Here is a 15942-nt window from a genome sequence, read left to right as displayed (position 1 = left end):
GCCGGCGGCGGGGGCGGTGGCCCTCGCCGCGGCCACCGCGGTGTCCGGGTACGCCGTGCCGGTCCCCACCGGGGCCGCCGACACCGTCCGCATAGCCGTCGTCCAGGGCAACGTCCAGCAGCCCGGCATGGACTTCCTCGGCCGCCCGATGCTGATCCTCGACAACCACGTCCGGGCCACCCTGGAGCTGGCCGAGGACGTGGCGGAGGGCCGGACGGAGCGGCCCGACCTGGTGATATGGCCGGAGAACGCCTCCGACCTGGACCCCCACCGGCACCTGGAGGCGTACGACGCGATCGACCGGGCCGCGAAGGCGGTCGGCGTCCCGATCCTCGTGGGCGCCCTCGTCGACCACCCCACCGAGGAGGGGTACGTCGAGAACCAGGGCATCGTCTGGGACCCCGAGACCGGCCCCGGCGCCTCGTACACCAAGCAGCACCCGGTGCCCTTCGGCGAGTACGTGCCCTACCGGGAGCAGCTCAGCAAGGTGATCACCCGTCTCCAGCGCGTGCCGCGCGACTTCTGGCCCGGGGAGCGCACCGGCGTGCTGGACGTCGGACCGGCCCGGCTCGGCGACGTCATCTGCTTCGAGGTGGCCTACGACGAGATCGTGCGCGACACCGTCAACGACGGCGCCCGCGCCCTGGTCGTCCAGACCAACAACGCCACCTACGGCCGCACCGGCCAGCCCGAGCAGCAGCTCGCCATGTCCCGGCTGAGGGCGGTCGAGCACGGGAGGGCCGTCGTCACCGCCGCCACCAGCGGCATCAGCGCGATCGTGGCCCCCGACGGCACGGTCGAGCAGCGGACGGAGGAGTTCACCAGGGACGTCCTCCTCGCCGATCTCCCCCTGCGGGACGGAACCACTCTCTCCGACCGAATCGGCCCCGCGCCGGAGTGGGTGCTCGCTATCGTGGGCGTCCTGTCCTGTGCCGGGGCATACGTCCTCGGCAGGCGGGGGGCAGACGGGGAGAACGGGACAGAGGGGAAGAGGCAGCAGCAGTGAACGACGCCCGGCAGCGCGGCAGGGGTCCGCTCGGCAGGATCCTGGTGATCATTCCGACCTACAACGAGGCCGACAACATCCGCCAGGTCGTCACCAGAGTGCGCGAGGCCGTCCCCGAGGCCCACGTCCTGGTCGCCGACGACAACAGCCCCGACGGGACGGGGAAGGTCGCCGACGAGCTGGCCGCCGCCGACGAGCGGGTCAGGGTGCTCCACCGCAAGGGCAAGGAAGGACTGGGCGCCGCCTACCTGGCCGGCTTCCGCTGGGGCATCGACAACGGCTACGACGTCCTGGTCGAGATGGACGCCGACGGCTCCCACCAGCCCGAGGAGCTGCCCAGGCTCCTCACCGCGCTCAAGGGCGCCGACCTGGTGCTCGGCTCGCGCTGGGTGCCGGGCGGGCGCGTGGTCAACTGGCCCCGGCACCGGGAGTTCCTCTCCCGCGGCGGCAGCACCTACTCCCGGCTGATGCTGGGGGTGCCCCTGAGGGACGTCACCGGCGGCTTCCGCGCCTTCCGCAAGGAGACCCTGCTGGGACTGGGCATGGACGACGTGGCCTCCCAGGGGTACTGCTTCCAGGTCGACCTCGCCCACCGCGCCGTGCAGGCCGGGTTCCAGGTGGTGGAGGTGCCCATCACCTTCGTCGAGCGCGAGCGCGGGGACAGCAAGATGAGCCGCGACATCGTCGCCGAGGCGCTGTGGCGGGTCACCGCCTGGGGCGTGCGGTCCCGTGTGAACCAGATTCTGGGGCGCGGGCACACTGGATGACATGACGACCCGCGCCCCGTACCCGTACGAGCCTCCGCCGCAGCGCCCCCGCAGCGAACCGCACGCCCGGTCCGGCGGGCCCCGCCGCCCGCGCGGCCGCGGCCTCCTCCCCCTGGGAGCGGCCGCCTTCGCGGTGCTGGAGATCTGGCTGCTGATCCTGCTGGCGGACGCCACGAGCGGGCTGGTGGTCCTGGCCGTCCTGGCGGCCGGGTTCGTGCTCGGCGCCGCGGCGGTCAAGCGCGCGGGGCGGCGTGCCTGGCGCGGACTGGTCGAGACGGTGGAGGGCCTCCAGCCGGGCGCCGGCCCGGCGGAGAGGACGGACGCCGGGCCGGCGCGGCGTGCCGGGCACGGGTTCGCCATGCTGGGCGGGCTGCTGCTGATGCTGCCCGGCCTGGTCTCCGACGCCGCCGGTCTGCTGTGCCTCTTCCCGCCGACCGCGGCCCTGCTGCGCGGGGCGGTCGAACGCCGCCTCGCCCGCCGTGCGGGCCTCGCCCCCGGTTCTCTGGGCGACGCCCTCCGGCAGGCCCGGGCGGCGGGGGAGCAGGTACGCATCCACCGCCCCGACGGAAAGATCGTCCAGGGCGAGGTCGTCCGTGAGGAGGACGGGGGAAGCACGGCGTAGCCCGCCGCCGCCCGGGGCCGGCGGACGTTTCCCCGGCGGCCCCGGGCGCCGGAGGCGTTCCCGGAACGCGCGAGGCCCCGGCCACCCGAGGGTGGCCGGGGCCTCGCGTACGTCTCCCACCCGCCGTGCGGGGCGGTGTGCACGCGGCCGTCAGGCGGACTTGCGCCTGCTGTCCCGCGGGTGCACGGCGATGTTCATGGTGCCGGAGCGCAGGACCGCCAGCCTCTCGGCCAGCACCTCCTCCAACTCCTCACGGGTGCGCCGCTCCATGAGCATGTCCCAGTGCGTACGCGCTGGCTTGGTCTTCTTCTCCTCGGGCCCCTCGCCGTTCACCAGGAGCGCCTGGGCGCCGCAGACCTTGCACTCCCACTCCGGCGGAATCTCGGCCTCGACCGAGAACGGCATCTCGAATCGATGGCCGTTTCGGCATGCGTACTCCACGGCCTGGCGCGGAGCCAGGTCGATACCGCGGTCGGTCTCGTAGCTGGTCACCACGAGTCGCGTGCCGCGAAGAGCTCGCTCACTCATGAATCGTGCCTCCCGGGCTTGTCGCCCACAGGACAGGTGTCGCTGTCGTCGTCATCCGGTCAACGTCCGGTCGGCGGTGAAGATTCCCGATCCGGGAGATGCGTCGCCCGTCGTGCCGCTGCCTCGTCGGATATGCGGTACCCACCGCTGCCCGCTTTGTCACATCTGACAGGGGATGCAACTTAACGTTCGCCCATCTTTGGCATGCAGTAACGGTCCATCCGGCGAGCCAAAGGCGTACACTACCCGCCCTCCGCCCGATGGCCTAAATCCGATCCGGCATCCGGCCCGGCGCCGAGGTGCCCACCGCCGCCACCGCTCTTTCCACCGGTACCCGCAGCAGCAGGACGAAACCCAGGACGAAGAAGATCACCAAAGAGACGATCGCGTCCCGGTAGCTCCCGGTGAGCTGGTACGTCAGCCCGAACACCAGCGGGCCCAGCCAGCTCGTCCCGCGGTCGCTGATCTCGTACAGGGAGAAGTACTCCGCCTCCTTGCCACGGGGCACCAGCTGCGCGAACAGCGAGCGCGACAGCGCCTGGGTGCCGCCCAGCACCATCCCGATCGCGGCGGCCAGTACGAAGAACCACACCGGCTCCCCGGCAGGCAGCGCGTACCCCGCGCACGCCGTCGCCGTCCACGCCACCAGCGAGCCCAGGATCGTCCGCTTGGCGCCGTGGCGCGCGGCCAGCCGGCCCAGCAGCAGGGCCCCCGCCACCGCCAGGACCTGGACCAGCAGGATCGCGCCGATCAGCGTGGTCTGGTCCATGCCCAGCTCCTCGGAGCCGAAGACGGACGCCTGGGTGATCACCGTCTGCACGCCGTCGTTGTAGAGCAGGTAGGCCAGCAGGAACAGCAGGGTCAGCGGATACCGCCGCAGGTCGCGCAGCGTGCCGGCGAGCTGCCGCCAGCCGCCCCTGAGGGACGGCTCCGCGCCGCCCCCCGCGCCCTCGCGCGCCACCGGACGGTCGCGCAGCCGCCGCAGCGGGACGATCGTGAAGACCGCCCACCACAGCCCGGCGGACGCCAGGCAGATCCGCACCGCCGTGCCCTCGGTCACCCCCAGCGACTCGTGCCCGAGGAACAGCGCCAGGTTGGCCACCAGCACCAGCGCCCCGGCCGCGTACCCGAAGGCCCAGCCCCGGGAGGAGACCGCGTCGCGCTCCTCGGGGGCGGCGATCTGCGGCAGGAACGAGTTGTAGATCACCACGGCCGTGGCGAAGGAGACGTTCGCCACCACCAGCAGCGCCCCGCCCAGCAGGTAGCGGTCGCCGTCCAGGAAGAACATGCCCATGGTCGCCGCCGCGCCCAGGTAGGCGAACGCGCCCAGCATCGGCCGCTTGCGCCCCGACCGGTCCGCCACCGCCCCCGCCAGCGGCATCACCAGCACCGACAGCAGCACCGAGGCGGAGACCGCGTAGGCGAAGTACGAGCCCGCCCGCACCGGGATGCCCAGCGGGTGCACGTAGCCGGCCGCGTCCGCCGCGGCCTCGGCGACCCCGGTCAGATAGGGGCCGAGGAAGACGGTGAGCACGCTGGTGGAGAAGACGGAGTTGGCCCAGTCGTAGAAGTACCAGCCGCGCTGCTCGCGCCGCCGGTCGGCGGCGTTCCCGGTGTTCCCGGCGTCCCCGGCGCCTTTGCCGTCCCCGGGGTCCTCCGTGCCTGCGGCGCCCGCCTCGGTCTCGGTGTCCACCCACGCCCCCTCGCGTCCGTACGCCGGCGGGGACGCGCGGGGGCGTCCGGGCCGGCGCGCGGCCGGACCACCGGCCTATCCGTCCCAGGCTCCCCGCTCGGCCAGCACCGTGCGCAGTGCCTCGATGTGATCGGTCATGATGCCATCCACGCCCAGGTCGAGCAGCGCCCGCATCCGCGCCGGATCGTTGACCGTCCACACGTGCACCTGCAGGCCCCTGGCATGAGCATGGCGTACGAACGCCCGGTCCACCACGCGCACGCCGCCGTGCCGCACCGGGACCTGGGCGCACAGCGCCCCGCGGCCCACCGGGCCCGGCAGGCGGTACGAGCGCAGCCGCAGGCCCAGGACGCCGCGGGTGCCCAGCGAGGTGGCCAGACGCGGACCCGCCAGGGCGCGCGCCCTGGCCACCCGGGACTCGGAGAAGGCGCCCACGCACACCCGGTCCCAGGCGTCGGTGGAGTCCAGCAGGTCCAGCAGCGGGGCCAGCGCCGCGTCCGCCTTGACGTCGATGTTCCAGCGGGCGCGGGGGAAGGCGCGCAGCAGGTCGGAGAAGAGCGGCACCGGTTCGCTGCCGCCCACCCTCGCCCGCCGCACCTGTGCCCACGGCAGGGAGGCGATCGGGCCGCTGCCGTCCGTCACCCGGTCCAGTGTGGCGTCGTGGAAGGCGACCAGGCGCCCGTCCGCCGTGACGTGCACGTCGGTCTCCAGATAGCGGTACCCCAGCTCCACCGCCCGCGCGAAGGCGGTGTGGGTGTTCTCCAGGCCGGCCCGTCCCGCGACCGTTCCGCCGCGGTGGGCGAAGGCGAGGGGGGCGGGATGGTCGAAGAAGGGGTGGGCGGGACGCGGGGCCGGGGCGGGAGCTGTCACGGGTGCAGTATCGCGCGCCCGTCCCGCCCCTCCCCGGGGCGGTCGGCGGACGCGGGGCGGGCGCCGGGGGAGGACCCGCCGGAGGAGGATCCCCCGCCGGGGCCGGGCACGGCGAACACCCGCAGGAAGAACTGGGACAGCGGGCCGATCGCCAGTGCGTAGGCCACCGTGCCCGCGCCCGCCGTGCCGCCCAGCAGGAAACCGGCGGCCAGCACCGCCACCTCGATGCCCGTCCGCACCAGCCGCACCGACCGCCCGGTGACCCGGTGCAGGCCGGTCATCAGGCCGTCGCGCGGTCCGGGACCGAACCGCGCCGTGATGTACAGGCCGGTCGCCGCCCCGTTCAGCACGATCGCGCAGGCCAGCATCGGCACCCGCACCGCCAGTGCGCGGGGCTCCGGAAGCAGGGCCAGGGCGGCGTCCATGGCGAGGCCGACCACGATCACGTTGGACACGGTGCCCAGGCCGGGCCGCTGGCGCAGCGGTATCCACAGCAGGAGCACCGCGGCTCCCGTGGCGATCAGCACGGTGCCGATCGACAGCCCGGCGCGCTCGGCCACGCCCTGGTGGAAGACGTCCCACGGGCCGAGGCCGAGGCCGGCCCGCACCATCAGCGCCGCGCTCGCCCCGTAGACCACCAGCCCGGCGTAGAGCTGGACCAGGCGGCGGAGCAGCCGGTCGGAAGAACCTCTGAAGACGGACAACGACCCTTCCTTTCTGGCGCGGTGGACCGATGCGTGACACCCTGTGGCCTGTAAGCGTTCCGTGACCATGGCCAATTCCAAGAAGGTGGACTCGAAAGATGGCTCAGTGGACTTCTGCGGTCGGGGCGCAGCAGCTCGCCCGCCTCCTGGCCTCCCAGCAGGCCGCCGAGCCCGGCGCCGGCGGTTCCGGAACGCGGCGCGTGCCCGCCTACCGGGCCCTCGCCGACGGTGTGCGCCTGCTGGTTCTGGAGGGGCGCGTCCCCGTCGCCGCCCGGCTGCCCGCCGAGCGCGAGCTGGCCGCGGCCCTCGCCGTCAGCCGCACCACCGTCGCCGCGGCCTACGAGGCGCTGCGCGCCGACGGGTTCCTCTCCTCCCGGCGCGGCGCGGGGAGCTGGACGGCCCTGCCCGCCGGCAACCCCCTGCCGTCCGGCGGCCTGGAGCCCCTGCCGCCCGAGTCCGCCGGCACCATGATCGACCTGGGCTGGGCCGCCCTTCCCGCCCCCGAGCCCTGGGTCACCCACGCCTTCCGGGGCGCACTGGCCGACCTGCCGCCCTACGTCCACACCCACGGCGACTACCCGGCGGGGCTGCCCGCCCTGCGGCAGGCCCTCGCCGACCACTACACCGCCCGCGGCGTCCCCACCATGCCCGAGCAGATCATGATCACCACCGGGGCCATGGGCGCGGTGGCCGCCATCCGCGGCCTGCTCGCCCCGCGCGGCGAGCGGATCGCCGTCGAGCACCCCTCGTACGCCAACGTCCTGCAGCTGCTGCGGGAGGCCGGCGCCCGGCTGGTGCCCGTGGCGATGGGGGAGGGGCCGGCCGGCTGGGACCTGCCGGCCTGGCGCCGGGTGCTGCGCGACGCCGCGCCCCGGATGGCCTACGTCATCGCCGACTACCACAACCCCACCGGCGTCCTGGAGGACGACGAGCAGCGCCGCGAACTGGTCTCCGCCGCCCGGGCCGCGGGCACCGTGCTGGTGGCGGACGAGACCATGTCCGGCCTCCACCTCGACCCCCCGCCCGGCGGGCGGGCGCCCCGCCCGGTCGCGGCGTTCGACCCCGGCGGGTCGACCGTCGTCACCGTCGGCTCGGCCAGCAAGTCCATCTGGGCCGGGCTGCGCATCGGCTGGGTCCGCGCCGCCCCCGAGACCATCCGCAGCCTGGTGGCCGCCCGCGCCTGGGCCGACCTGGGCAGCCCCGTGCTGGAGCAGCTCGCCGTCGCCCGGCTGCTGACCGGGAACGGCGGGGACGGCGCGGACGGGGAGGCGGCCACGGGCTGGGACCGGGCGGTGGCCGTCCGCTGCGAGAGGGCCCGGGAGAACCGCGACTCGCTCGTCGAAGCTCTCCGGCGGCACCTGCCCGACTGGGAGTTCACCGTCCCGCGCGGCGGCCTCACCCTGTGGGTGCGCACCGGCGGCCTGTCCGGCTCGCGGATCGCCGAGGCGGGGGAGCGGCTGGGCGTCCGCGTCCCCTCCGGGCCGCGGTTCGGCGTGGACGGCGCCTTCGAGGGCTATGTGCGGCTGCCGTTCACCGTCTGCGGACCGGTCGCCGACGAGGCGGCCGCCCGGCTGGCCGCCGCCGCCCGCCTGGTGGCCGCGGGCCGGAGCGCGGGGGCCGACGCGCCGCGCTCCTTCGTCGCCTGACCGCCGCCCGGCGGGCGGCGGCCGGTCACCGGAGCGTGCGGCGGCCGGCCGAGGCCATCGGCCCTGTCAGCAGCTCCATGACCGCCCGCCGCTGCGGCTCGGACGCCTCCTCGTCGTACGGATCGGGGGTGGCGGGCACCTGGAGGCGGTGCACCGGGCCCGTGCCGAGGCGGGCGTAGCCGCGTCCCGGCGGCACCCGGGGCGGCGGCGTGGTGGCGGGCGCCTCGCCGAGCACCGCCCGCACCTGGTCCGGCGTCGCCGGGCCCAGCACGACCCGGGCCCGGGTGTGGGAGCGTACGGCGGCGGCCAGGCCGGCCGCGCCCTCGAACCGGTCGGCGACCGCCACGGTCACCCGCACCGCGCGCCCGTACCGCAGGGGCACCTGGAGCAGGTCCTGCGGATCGCGCTGCCCCTCGGAGCGCGCCAGGCGGCTGAGCGCCGACGGCCGGTCCACCAGGACCCACAGCGGGCGGCAGACGTCCTCGGGGACGTCCCGCCCGGTCTGCCGGGCCCGGTTCGCCGCCAGCAGTCTGCGCTCGGTCTCCCGCGTCACCCACTCCAGCGACGACAGCGCGCCGGCCAGGGTCGGCTCCACAGCCAGCACCCCCCCGCGCCCCGCGAGGAACGCGTACTCGCCGGCGCCGCCGCCGTCCACGATCAGCACCTCGCCGTGCCCGAGCGCCTGGAGGGCCACCGACCGCAGCAGCGTGGTGGCCCCCGCGCCGGGGCGGCCCAGCACCAGCAGGTGGGGCTCGGCGGAGCGCGGGCCCGTGCGCCACACGACCGGCGGCAGGTCCCGCCGCTCGCCGTCGTCCCCGGTCACCGGCACGGTGCGCCGGGCGGTGTGGAGGTCGGTGAAGCCCAGCACGGTCTCGCCCGGGGCGGTGGCGAAGCGCTGCGCGCACACGCCCGCCGGCAGCGGCGGCAGCGCGGTCAGGGACAGCTCGCCCGTCTCCTCGTGCCAGGCGAAGCGGTACTCCCGGCCCTGCCCGGCCTTGTCGCACAGCAGCCGCTGGAGGCGCGCCCGGGACTCCGGGTCCCCGTCGCCCAGGTGCGGCGGGTAGCGCAGCCGCAGGTGGGACAGCCGCCCCTCCTCGGTGAACGCGAAGGCGGTGAACGCCCGCCGCCAGTCGCCGTCGTGGGCGTACAGCGGCCGCGGGCGGGGGTCGCCGGCGAGGGAGAGGTGCGGGACCAGCGCCTCGTAGAGGGTCTGCAGGCGGGCGCGCTCCGCCTCGCCCGGTCCGCCGTCGGCGGCCTCGGCGGACCGGGCGCGGCCCTGCCAGGCCACGGCGCCCGCCAGGGCGACCGCTCCGATCAGCGTCCCGTACGGCGTCAGCCACAGGGTCAGCAGGCAGGCCGCGACCGCGATGAGCACGGGGCCCCGCCTCTCCCGGGGGGTGCGCTCCCACCACCGCCGCACCGCCGAGGCGGCCCGGCCCGGGACGCGGGCGGCCGCGGCCGGAAGGCGCCGCAGGGCGTCGGGGGCGCGCCCCGCCCCCGTCCCGCCCCGTCCGCCGGCCGGCGGAGCGGCGGCGGACGGGGCGGGACGGGGGGAGGAGGCGGGGGAAGCGTGCAGTGGGGTCAGTGTGCGGGGGTAGGGGCGCCAGGCCACGCCGATCTCCTGCCGTCCGGAGCCCTGGGGCTCGAAGGTCGTGGAAGTCCTGGGGGCTGTCTAGAGACTGAGCTCTCCGATGAGGTCGGCGAGGGTGGCGCCGCTCGCGTGGATGCCGGGCGCGACCGCCGATCCCGCCAGGTAGAAGCCGAACAGCGCGCACACGATGGCGTGGGAGAGCTTGAGGTTGTCCCTGCGGAAGAACAGGAAGACGATCACTCCGAACAACAGGACACCGGAGATCGACAGCACCATGGGTACTCCTGCGCGGGATGAGATGGTCACCGTGTGTCCCTCAAGCTTCACAGAGGGTCCGGTGGGCCGAAAGCGGCAATGGGGTGATTTAGCACATTTCTCCTGCTCCCCTCGGGGGGTCGCGGGATTGACCGACGCGGGCGGGCGAATCCCGCGGGCCGTTTCCCGGGCGGTAGCGTGGGGCCGACCGCGCGACGAGGAACGGCCCCGATGCCCCGCAAGCCCGCACTGCTGTACGTCACCGATCTCGCCTACGAGGCGAGGGGCCGCCGCTACGGGGACGAGGACGTCCGCCTCTCGGGCCGGCTCCGCGCGGACTTCCACGTCGCCCTGTGCTCCCCGCACGACACCGTGGCGCTGATGGACGGCTTCGACGCGGTCGTCGTGCGCAACAGCGGCCCGGTCCTCCACCACCGGGCCGCGTGGGAGGAGTTCCGCGCCCGGGCGCTGGAGCGCGGGACGAGGGTGTTCAACGAGCTGTCCGGCCGTGCCGACATGGCCGGCAAGCGGTACCTGGTCGAGCTGAGCGCGGCGGGGGAGCCGGTCATCCCGACCGTCGGCCGCCGCGAGGACCTGGACCGGCTGCCGCGGGCGGCGGAGTACGTCGTCAAGCCCGAACTCGGCGCGGACTCCATCGGCCTGGAGGTCGTCCCCGCGGACCGGCTGGGAGAGGTCGCGTTCGACGTCGACGCGGGCCTGCTGGTCCAGCCGAGGATCGACTTCCGCTACGAGGTCTCCTTCTACTTCGTCGACCGCGTCTTCCAGTACGCCCTCCACGCCCCCGACCCCGCCCGGCGCTGGGAGCTGGAGCCGTACCGGCCCGGCGCGGACGACCTCGCCTTCGCGCAGCGGTTCGTGGACTGGAACGCCGTCGACCACGGCGTCCAGCGCGTGGACGCCTGCCGCACGGCCGGCGGGGAGCTGCTGCTCGTGGAGCTGGAGGACCTCAACCCCTACCTGTCGCTGGACCGGGTGGACGCCGGGACCGCGGAGCGGTTCGTCGCCGCCATGACCGCCTCGCTGCGCGCGCTCCTCGCCTGAAACCGCCCTCCGGGGCCGGGCCGGGTGCGTAGGGTCGCGGCATGACCGATGCGGCGGACACGACGGGCACGGCGAGCACGGCGGAAACGGCGGGCGGCGCGCCGCGCGGCGACGTACGGCCGCCGGGCATCGACGCCGACGAGCGGACGACCCTGTCGGCCTTCCTCGACTACCTGCGGGACGCCGTCGCGGCCAAGGCAGCCGGAGTGCCGGGCGAGGCGGCCCGCGCTCCCGGGGTGCCCTCCGGAACCAGCCTCCTGGGCCTGGTCAAGCACCTGACGGCGGTCGAGCACAACTGGTTCGCCTGGGCGTACGCCGGGGAGGGCGAGCTGCTGGACGACGAGGCGCCCCCCGCGCCCGGCGAGACGGCCGACGCCCTCCTCGCCGCCTACCGGGAGGCCGCCGGGCGCTCGAACCGGATCGTCGCGGAGTGCGGGAGCCTGGACCGGCCGGGCGTCCGGTCGCTCCGCGAGACCCCGCCGCCGACGATGCGCTGGATCCTGGTGCACATGATCGAGGAGACCGCCCGGCACGCCGGCCACGCCGACATTCTCCGCGAGCGGATCGACGGCACCACCGGCCGGTGACCCGCCCGCGCCCTCGCGCCGGAGACGGAGGGAGAGGGGGAGGGGGAGGGGGAAACGGCGGGAGAGGAGGGGAAAAGCCTTGAGAAAAGCGGCGGCTTTTCGCTAGATTGGTGGTTTCGGGAATTCATCTCGAAAAACTCCGCACATACATATTCTAGCGAATGGAGGGCCTTTTTGTCAAGGCAGGAAATCGACGCCGAACAGCGTTACGTCACCCGCCTCTACCGCCGTCTCGACGAACTCCGGAAAGAGGAGGCCGACCGGCTCGCACAGGCCCTTTCGCAGTCCGGGACCGGCCACCAGGCCCTCCTGGAAAGGGATGTGACGGCCGCCCGGTGCCGGGAGAGGATCACCCGCCTGGACGCCGCCGAGAACGGTCTGTGTTTCGGGCGGCTCGACATGGCCGACGGCGGGCGGCGTTATGTCGGGCGTCTGGGAATGCTCGACGAAGACGCGGACCGGGAACCGCTGCTGATCGACTGGCGGGCGCCCGCCGCGCGCCCTTTCTACACCGCCACCGGAATCTCCCCCCAGGGCGTCCGGCGGCGCCGGCACATCCGGACCGGCGGCCGGACGGTGACCGGGGTCCAGGACGAACTGCTCGCCCCGGACGCGGCTGACGGAGCCACCGGGGAGCTGACGGGCGAGGCCGCCCTGCTGGCGGCCCTCGACGCCGACCGCACCGGGCGGATGGCCGACATCGTGGAGACCATCCAGGCAGAACAGGACCGGGTCGTCCGCGCGCCCCGCGCCGGGGTGCTGGTCGTCCAGGGCGGCCCCGGCACCGGGAAGACCGCCGTCGCCCTGCACCGGGCCGCCTACCTGCTCTACACCCACCGGGAGCGGCTGGAGCGGAGCGTGGTGCTGCTCGTCGGCCCCAACCCGCTCTTCCTGCGCTACGTCGGCGAGGTGCTGCCCTCCCTCGGCGAGACCAGCGTGCTGCCGGCGACCGTCGCGGAGCTGTACCCCGGGGTCACTGCGGACGGCGCCGAGCCGCCCGGGGCGGCCGAGGTCAAGGGGCGCGCGGTCATGGCCGAGGTCGTGGCCGCCGCCGTACGGGACCGGCAGGAGGTGCCCGACGGCGGACTGGAGGTCGTCCACGACGGCGGAACCGTCCGGCTGGAGCGGGACGCCTGCCGGTGGGCGCGGGACCGCGCCCGCGCCACCGGACTGCCGCACAACCCGGCCAGGCCGCTGTTCGTCCGGCTCGTGACAGACCTCCTCGCCCGGCGGATCGCCGAGCAGGTCACGGCCTCCGTGCTCGACGGCCTCCCCGCCGAGGAGACCGGCGGTCCCGCAAAGGAGCCCGTCGTCCTCTTCGACGAGGACGACGTCGAGGACATCCGCCGGGAGCTGCGCGAGGACCCCGGCGTGCGCGCGGCGATCGACGAGCTGTGGCCGCCGCTCACCCCGCAGCGCCTGCTGACCGACCTGTACGCCTCGCCCGGACGGCTGGCCTCCGCGGCGCCCGGCCTCACGCCCGCCGAGCGCGCCCTGCTGCTGCGCGACCCCGGAAGCCCGTGGACGCCGGCGGACGTCCCGCTGCTGGACGAGGCGGCCGAACTGCTGGGGGAGGACGACCGGGCCGCCCGCGCCGCGGCCGAGGCCGAGCACCGCCGCCGGGTCGCCCTCGCCCAGGAGGCGCTGGACATCTCCTACGGCTCCCGCTCCACCGACGCGGACTGCGAGGAGGAGGCGGAGGTCCTCTCCGCCCACGACCTGCTCGACGCGCGGCGGCTGGCCGAGCGTCAGCGGGAGGCGGACCACCGCACCCCTGCCGAGCGCGCGGCGGCCGACCGCACCTGGGCCTTCGGGCATGTGGTCGTGGACGAGGCACAAGAGCTGTCGGCCATGGACTGGCGGCTGCTGATGCGGCGCTGCCCGAGCCGCTCGATGACGCTGGTCGGGGACATCGCCCAGACCGGCTCCCCGGCGGGCGCCTCCTCCTGGCAGGAGGTGCTCGAACCGTACGTGGGGGACCGCTGGAGGCTGGAGCGGCTGGAGGTCAACTACCGCACCCCCGCCGAGATCGCCGAGGTCGCAGCCGGGGTGCCGGCCGCGTTCGGCGTGCCGTGCGACCCTCCGCGCGCGGTGCGCTCCACCGGGACCCGGCCGTGGCGGACGCGTGTGGCGCCCGGCGACCTGCCGGCGGCCCTGGCCGCCCTGGCCGCCGAGGAGGCCGCCGCGGTGGGGGAGGGGCGGCTGGGGGTGATCGTCCCGGCCGGCCGTCTGGAGGAGCTGGGCCGTGCGGTCGCGGAGGCCGTGCCGGGGGCGGAGACGGGCGGGGACGCGCGGTTGGAGAGCCCGGTGGTGGTGCTCGACCCCGCGCGGGCCAAGGGCCTGGAGTTCGACTCGGTCCTGGTGGTGGAGCCGGAGCGCATCGCGGCGGACACACCGCGCGGACCGAACGACCTGTACGTCGCCCTCACCCGGGCCACCCGGCGGCTGGGGGTGGTGCACACGGGCGGGCTGCCGGCCGTGCTCGCCGGTCTGCGCCCCCGCCGGAGAGACGGCCGGGCGGGCGGCCGGAGGGACGGCCGGGCGGACACGGGGGCGGGCCGGTGAGACGCCGGCCCGCCGTCAGCCCGGCGAGAACAGCGGGCCGGTGAAGGTCAGGCCGAGGTCGTCGCCGCAGCGGGCGAAGAACCCCGCCGTCATCAGCGCGGCACCGGCCAGGGAGAGGTCCTTGAGGAAACTGGTCGTCGTCTGCTGGCGGACGATCGGGTCGCCCCTCTTCCAGAAGGGGTGCATCACGAAGGCGGTGGGCACCAGGAAGACGGCCAGCAGCAGGGCCCCGAGGTCCGGCCAGACCCCCAGGAGCACGCTCAGCCCTCCCAGGAGCAGCAGGACGCCGCCGGCGACCGTCGCCGCCCGGGAGGCGGGCACGCCCATGAAGGCGGCGTACCCGGCCATCTGCCGGGAGCCCAGGAGGTGTCCCACCGCCGCGCTCAGGAAGAGGAGGGCGAACAGGACGCGGCCGAGGAACACCAGGAACTCCATCGGTACCTCCGTGTCGGCACGTCCGGCCGGGACCTCGGCCGGCGGTCTGTCGGGAAGGGCGGAGGGGACAGTTCCCCTTCCGGGGGGAAACAGTCCCCGCCCGCGCCCGCGCCCGGGGCCGGGAGGAGCGCTACTCCGCCCGGCTCCGGCCGCGCACCTCGAGGTCGCCGAGGAGCTGCCGCGTCGCCTCGGCCACAGCCTCGACGGCCCGCTCGAACGCGGCGCGGTTGTGGGCGGCGGGGGTGCGGAAGCCCGACACCTTGCGGACGTACTGGAGGGCGGCCGCCCGGATGTCCTCGTCGGTCGTCTCCGGAGTCATGGGCGGTCGGAGTGTCTTGATGCTGCGGCACATGCCCCCAGTGTGACGCGGAAGGCGCGGGCCGAGGGGGCGAACGGCCGGACCGGGTGGCGCGGGCCGGCGACATCGGCTCTCACCGGTTTCCGGGCGCCCGCGGGGCCGGGCGGAACCCTGAACACCGCTTGTCTGTTTGGTTATGTTTTATCCACCTTTCGGGGGTACCCGCCGCGTGGACCAGGAGGAACCGTCGACGAGGAGATCCTCATGATCACCAGGGAGCAGATCCCCGCGGTGCTGGACCACCAGGTCTACGACCCCGAGGGGAAGAAGATCGGGGAGGCCGGGCACATCTTCCTCGATGACGTCACGGGCGAGCCGGAGTGGGCCAGCGTCCGCACAGGGCTGTTCGGCACCAGCGAGACCTTCGTGCCGATCCACGACGCCGCCTTGGTGGAGGACCACCTGGAGGTCCCCTACACCAAGGACCAGGTCAAGGACGCCCCTCATGTCGATGTCGAGCAGGGCCACCTCTCGGAGCAGGAGGAGCGGAGGCTGTACGAGTACTACGGCATGGACTGGAGCACCTACGGCCGGGAGACCGCCGGCCGGACCGGCACGGCGAAGCAGACCGGCACGGCGGGGCGGACCGGCACGGCGGGGCGGACCGGCACCCGCGCCGGAACGGGCGGGACGGGCCGCGGCGAGGCGATGACGCGTTCCGAGGAGGAGATGCGCGTCGGCGTCGAGCGTCACCCCACCGGGAAGGCGCGGCTGCGCAAGTACGTGGTCACCGAGAACGTCCAGCGGACCGTGCCCGTGCGGCACGAGGAGGTCCGCGTCGAGCGGGAGCCCATCACCGAGGAGAACATCGACGAGGCCATGAAGGGCCCGGAGATCACCGAGTCCGAGCACGAGGTGACGCTCCACGAGGAGCGTCCGGTGGTCGAGACGGAGGTCCGTCCCGTGGAGCGGGTGCGCCTGACCACCGACGAGCGCACCGAGGAGGAGACCGTGCAAGGGGAGGTGCGCAAGGAGCGCATCGAAGAGGAGGAGGTCTCCAAGGACGACAAGCGCCGGCGCCGCTGACCGGCCGCACCGGCCCCCGGTGCCGGCCCGGCCGGGGCCCGCCCGGAGCTCCCGCTCTCCGGGCGGGCCCTCCGCCGCGTCCTGCCCGCCCGTCCGCCCGTCTCCCGGCCGTTCCCTCCGCCGTCTTCCGCGGCGTCCGGCCGTCCCGCCCCGGCCGGACCCGCCGGGGTGGGCAAATGGTGCGGTGCGTGATTGTTGCGCCAAACCTCGGGTACTCCGGCCGATGT

16 protein-coding genes are annotated in these 15942 nt (G+C 74.9%); 8 read left to right on the top strand and 8 right to left on the bottom strand.

The features are described from left to right. The 3 genes from lnt to fxsA form a co-directional block, all read left to right on the top strand. A partial coding sequence (gene lnt, locus ABD358_RS17290; protein ID WP_344631937.1) for an apolipoprotein N-acyltransferase occupies positions 1–1006 on the top strand: 1006 nt, incomplete at its 5' end. Next, a complete protein-coding gene (locus ABD358_RS17285) occupies positions 1003–1773 on the top strand; it encodes a polyprenol monophosphomannose synthase (RefSeq protein WP_344631936.1) in 771 nt (256 codons plus the stop codon). The genes lnt and ABD358_RS17285, both read left to right, overlap by 4 nt. Position 1774: 1 nt before the next feature. Then, the gene (gene fxsA / locus ABD358_RS17280) at positions 1775–2395 is read left to right on the top strand and encodes an FxsA family membrane protein (RefSeq protein WP_344631935.1); all 621 of its coding nucleotides are present in this window, start codon (positions 1775–1777) and stop codon (positions 2393–2395) included. Positions 2396–2545: 150 nt separating this feature from the next. Here the strand turns inward: fxsA and ABD358_RS17275 are convergent, their stop codons facing one another. The 4 genes from ABD358_RS17275 to yczE form a co-directional block, all read right to left on the bottom strand. After that, positions 2546–2923, bottom strand: a complete 378-nt coding sequence (locus ABD358_RS17275) for an RNA polymerase-binding protein RbpA (RefSeq protein ID WP_344631934.1) — start codon at positions 2921–2923, stop codon at positions 2546–2548. A 265-nt stretch (positions 2924–3188) separates the two neighbouring features. Further along, the gene (locus ABD358_RS17270; RefSeq protein WP_344631933.1) at positions 3189–4616 is read right to left on the bottom strand and encodes an MFS transporter; all 1428 of its coding nucleotides are present in this window, start codon (positions 4614–4616) and stop codon (positions 3189–3191) included. Positions 4617–4691: 75 nt separating this feature from the next. Further along, positions 4692–5486 (bottom strand): glycerophosphodiester phosphodiesterase family protein, encoded by a 795-nt coding sequence (locus ABD358_RS17265; RefSeq protein ID WP_344631932.1) that lies wholly within the window; start codon positions 5484–5486, stop codon positions 4692–4694. Continuing rightward, positions 5483–6190, bottom strand: coding sequence for a membrane protein YczE (yczE, locus tag ABD358_RS17260; RefSeq protein ID WP_344631931.1), 708 nt, complete (start codon positions 6188–6190; stop codon positions 5483–5485). The genes ABD358_RS17265 and yczE overlap by 4 nt, the downstream gene beginning before the upstream one ends. 98 nt (positions 6191–6288) lie before the next feature. Here yczE and ABD358_RS17255 point away from each other — a divergent pair, with 98 nt between their 5' ends. Further along, positions 6289–7836 (top strand): SCO1417 family PLP biosynthesis transcription factor, encoded by a 1548-nt coding sequence (locus tag ABD358_RS17255; RefSeq protein ID WP_344631930.1) that lies wholly within the window; start codon positions 6289–6291, stop codon positions 7834–7836. Between the two features lie 25 nt (positions 7837–7861). Here ABD358_RS17255 and ABD358_RS17250 read toward each other — a convergent pair whose 3' ends face one another. Both ABD358_RS17250 and ABD358_RS17245 read right to left on the bottom strand, forming a co-directional pair. Then, the gene (locus tag ABD358_RS17250) at positions 7862–9211 is read right to left on the bottom strand and encodes a hypothetical protein (protein WP_425576356.1); all 1350 of its coding nucleotides are present in this window, start codon (positions 9209–9211) and stop codon (positions 7862–7864) included. A 297-nt stretch (positions 9212–9508) separates the two neighbouring features. Then, entirely contained in the window at positions 9509–9703 is a 195-nt protein-coding gene (locus ABD358_RS17245) for a hypothetical protein (RefSeq protein WP_344631928.1), read from the bottom strand. A gap of 210 nt (positions 9704–9913) precedes the next feature. Here ABD358_RS17245 and ABD358_RS17240 point away from each other — a divergent pair, with 210 nt between their 5' ends. The 3 genes from ABD358_RS17240 to ABD358_RS17230 all read left to right on the top strand — a co-directional run bounded on the left by ABD358_RS17240 (position 9914) and on the right by ABD358_RS17230 (position 13896). Then, positions 9914–10744 (top strand): ATP-grasp domain-containing protein, encoded by an 831-nt coding sequence (locus ABD358_RS17240; RefSeq protein ID WP_344631927.1) that lies wholly within the window; start codon positions 9914–9916, stop codon positions 10742–10744. 41 nt (positions 10745–10785) lie between these two features. After that, positions 10786–11331, top strand: coding sequence for a DinB family protein (locus ABD358_RS17235; RefSeq protein WP_344631926.1), 546 nt, complete (start codon positions 10786–10788; stop codon positions 11329–11331). A gap of 174 nt (positions 11332–11505) precedes the next feature. Continuing rightward, on the top strand, positions 11506–13896 hold the full coding sequence (locus ABD358_RS17230) for an ATP-binding domain-containing protein (protein ID WP_344631925.1): 2391 nt from the start codon (positions 11506–11508) through the stop codon (positions 13894–13896). A gap of 15 nt (positions 13897–13911) precedes the next feature. Here ABD358_RS17230 and ABD358_RS17225 read toward each other — a convergent pair whose 3' ends face one another. Both ABD358_RS17225 and ABD358_RS17220 read right to left on the bottom strand, forming a co-directional pair. Beyond that, entirely contained in the window at positions 13912–14331 is a 420-nt protein-coding gene (locus ABD358_RS17225; RefSeq protein ID WP_344631924.1) for a DoxX family membrane protein, read from the bottom strand. A gap of 130 nt (positions 14332–14461) precedes the next feature. After that, positions 14462–14683: a DUF2277 domain-containing protein gene (locus ABD358_RS17220; protein ID WP_344631923.1), complete on the bottom strand. Its 222-nt coding sequence runs from the start codon at positions 14681–14683 to the stop codon at positions 14462–14464. Between the two features lie 210 nt (positions 14684–14893). On the opposite strand from ABD358_RS17220, the gene ABD358_RS17215 reads away from it, so the two are divergent. Continuing rightward, positions 14894–15715, top strand: coding sequence for a PRC and DUF2382 domain-containing protein (locus ABD358_RS17215; protein WP_344631922.1), 822 nt, complete (start codon positions 14894–14896; stop codon positions 15713–15715). Positions 15716–15942 lie beyond the last annotated feature (227 nt).

The sequence above is a fragment of the Streptomyces glaucosporus genome (assembly GCF_039533345.1).
In the GTDB taxonomy this organism is placed as follows: domain Bacteria; phylum Actinomycetota; class Actinomycetes; order Streptomycetales; family Streptomycetaceae; genus Streptomyces; species Streptomyces glaucosporus.
Note: the sequence above shows the minus strand (reverse complement) of the source record. Positions and strands in the feature narration are given on the sequence as shown.